General features: G+C 74.8%; 3 protein-coding genes and 1 pseudogene. All 4 read left to right on the plus strand.

The window, feature by feature from the left end:
• Positions 1-498 (plus strand): annotated as a pseudogene (locus tag LCD35_RS17775) (PQQ-like beta-propeller repeat protein); the annotation flags it as partial.
• The gene (aztC, locus tag LCD35_RS17780; protein WP_225044489.1) at positions 495-1,406 is read left to right on the plus strand and encodes a zinc ABC transporter substrate-binding protein AztC; all 912 of its coding nucleotides are present in this window, start codon (positions 495-497) and stop codon (positions 1,404-1,406) included. The pseudogene LCD35_RS17775 and the gene aztC, both read left to right, overlap by 4 nt.
• 44 nt (positions 1,407-1,450) lie before the next feature.
• Positions 1,451-2,605, plus strand: coding sequence for a zinc metallochaperone AztD (gene aztD / locus LCD35_RS17785; RefSeq protein ID WP_225044490.1), 1,155 nt, complete (start codon positions 1,451-1,453; stop codon positions 2,603-2,605).
• 159 nt (positions 2,606-2,764) lie between these two features.
• Positions 2,765-3,061: a hypothetical protein gene (locus tag LCD35_RS17790; protein ID WP_224962598.1), complete on the plus strand. Its 297-nt coding sequence runs from the start codon at positions 2,765-2,767 to the stop codon at positions 3,059-3,061.
• The last annotated feature ends 101 nt before the right edge of the window (positions 3,062-3,162 follow it).

Below are 3,162 nucleotides of genomic sequence, written 5' to 3' on the forward strand. Positions count from 1 at the left end.
CGGGGTGGCGGGGGCGCCGCGCCCGAGCCCGCCTCCCCGGGCTATAATCCCCCCACCCGGCGGGGGGGGGGGGGGGGCCACCGCGCCCGCGACTTCCAGCAGCGCCCCGGCAGCTCCACCCTCGCCGCCCGCGCGGGCGACCGCGGCACCTGGTCGCTCGACGTCGGTGACCGCGCCTGGACCTACGCCGAGACCGGGCCGGCCGTCGCGGTGAACGCCGTCGGCGAGGGCGGCCCGCTGCTGGCGCTCACCGCCGACGGCGTGCTGCACGCCCACGACCCGGAAACCGGGGAGCAGACCGCGGAAACCCGCGTCACCGCGCGGCCGGTGGACCCGGCCGGACCGCTGCCGGTGATCCTGGTGGACACCTCCCGCGCCTACGTCAACGACGTCGCCACCGGCACCGTGCACGAGATCGACTACAACGACTCGCTGCGCCAGGCCCGCCGGTTCGAGCTCGGCGGGCAGGCCACGCACGTGGTGGAGACCGGCCGATGAGCGCCCGGCTCACGGCCGCCGTCGCGGTGCTCGCCGCGCTGCTCGGCCTCACCGCCTGCACCGGTTCCGCGCAGCGCGCCGAGATCGTGGTGACCACCAACATCCTCGGCGACATCACCCGCAACGTCGTCGGCGACCAGGCCGAGGTGTCGGTGCTGATGCGCCCCGGCGCCGACCCGCACTCGTTCGGGATCTCCGCGCAGCAGGCCGCGGAGCTGGAGCTCGCCGAACTCGTCGTGCACAACGGGCTCGGGCTCGAAGAAGGCGTGCAGCGCACCGTCGACGCCGCCCGCGGCGCCGGGGTCGCCACCCTGCCCGTCGCCGAACGCGTCGACCCGATCGACTACACCGGCGACGAATCCCGCGGCCAGGCCGACCCGCACTTCTGGACCGACCCGAGCCGCGTCGCCGAGGCCGTCGACCTCATCGCGCAGCAGGTCGTCGAGCACGTCGACGGCGTCGACCCGGCGGTGGTGCGGGCCAACGCGGACCGCTACCGGGGCGAGGTCGAGGCGCTCGACGGCGAGACGGCGCGGCGCTTCGCCGAGTTGCCCGCCGAACGACGCAAGCTCGTCACCAACCACCACGTGTTCGGCTACCTCGCGCAGCGCTACGACTTCGAGGTGATCGGCGCGGTCATCCCCAGCGGGACCACGCTGGCCTCCCCCAGCGCCGCCGACCTCGCCGACCTCGCCGGAGCCGTGCGCGCCGCCGGGGTGCGGGCCGTGTTCGCGGACTCCTCGCAGCCCGACCGGCTCGCCCGCGCGCTCGCCGACCAGGCGGGGCTGGACGTGCGGGTGGTGCCGCTGTTCTCCGAATCGCTGAGCCCGCCCGGTGGCGGCGCCGCGACCTACCTGGAGATGGCGCGGGCCAACGCCGACGCCATCGCCACCGGACTCGCCGGATGACCCGGCGCGCGAACCTCCTACCGCACGAGAGAAGAGGACCGATCATGCCTTCCTCCAGCAAGATCGCGAGCATCGCCGCCGCGGCGCTGGTGCTCGGCGCCTGCGCCGCCCCCTCGCCGGAACCCGTGGCGGAACCGCCGACGGGCCCGCCGGTGCCGGAACCGATCGTGGCGAGCTACGACGGCGGCATCTGGGTGCTCGACGGCCGCACCCTCCAGGTCGCCGCGGACCTCCCGCTGCCCGGGTTCAACCGGCTCAACCCCGCGGGCGACGACGAGCACGTGGTCGTCTCCACCTCCGAGGGCTTCCAGCTGCTCGACGCCGCGCACCCCGAGCTGACCGACGTGAAGTTCCCCGGCGCGAAGCCCGGCCACGTCGTACGCCACGCCGGCCGCACCGTGCTGTTCAGCGACGGCACCGGGGAGGTCACCTCCTTCGACCCGGCGCAGCTCGGCGACGGGAAACCCGCCACCGAGCACCACACCACCGCCGAACCGCACCACGGCGTCGCCGTCGAGCTGGAGGGCGGCGAACTGCTCACCACCCTCGGCAACGAGGACGAGCGGGTCGGCATCGTCGTGCTCGACGCGGACCGGAAGGAGATCGCCCGCAACGAGGACTGCCCCGGCGTGCACGGCGAGGCGACCGCGCAGGGCGGTGCCGTCGTCGTCGGCTGCGAGGACGGCGCGGTGCTCTACCGGGACGGGAAGATCACGAAGATCCACAGCCCCACCGAGTACGGCCGGATCGGCAACCAGGCCGGTTCCGAGCACTCCCCCGTGGTCCTCGGCGACTACAAGCAGGACGAGGACGCCGAGCTGGAGCGCCCCGAGCAGGTCTCGCTCATCGACACCGCCACCGGCTCGCTGAAGCTGGTCGACCTCGGCACCAGCTACACCTTCCGGTCGCTGGCCCGCGGCCCGCAGGGCGAAGCGCTGGTGCTCGGCACCGACGGCGGCCTCCGCGTCATCGACCCGGCCGCGGGACGCGTCGTGCGGACCATCCCGGTCACCGGGTCCTGGCAGGAGCCGCTGGAGTGGCAGCAGCCGCGGCCCGCGCTGTTCGTCCGCGGCGGCACCGCCTACGTCACCGACCCGGGCGAGAAGGTGATCCACGCGATCGACCTCGCCACCGGCGAGAAGACCGCGACCGGGCAGCTGCCCGCCGCGCCCAACGAGCTCAGCGGCGTGCAGGCCTGACCCCGGATCGATCGAGGACGCGGCCCCGGCGGACCACCCGCCGGCCCCGCGTCGCGTTCGCCGAGTTGCCGACACATGCGCGCCCACTAATGTGACGGGGGCCGGAAGGTTGCTCCATCCGGCGGTCGTGTCCGAACGAAACGCAGTTGCGAGGTTTTCATGACCACCGCTCACGCCCAGCACACCGACCACCAGCACGCGCACGGACCGGATTGCGGGCACGTGGCCGTCCCGCACGGCGACCACACCGACTACGTGCACGACGGGCACCTGCACCGCGCTCACGACGACCACTACGACGAGTGCGAGCAGACCGAGCACGTCGCGCACGACGGGCACTCGCACGTGCACGGCTCCGGCTGCGGCCACGTCGCCATCCCGCACGGGGACCACACCGACTACCTGCACGACGGGCACCGCCACGCCGCGCACGACGACCACTACGACGAGCACTGACGAACCGCACCACCCCGGGGGGGGGGGGGGGCCCCCCCCGCCGGGGGGGGGGGGGGGGGGGGGGGGGGGGGCGGGGGGGGGCGCGGCGCGGGGCGCCCCCC

It is taken from the genome of Saccharopolyspora sp. 6V (genome assembly GCF_020176785.1).
GTDB classification, from domain to species: domain Bacteria; phylum Actinomycetota; class Actinomycetes; order Mycobacteriales; family Pseudonocardiaceae; genus Saccharopolyspora_C; species Saccharopolyspora_C gregorii.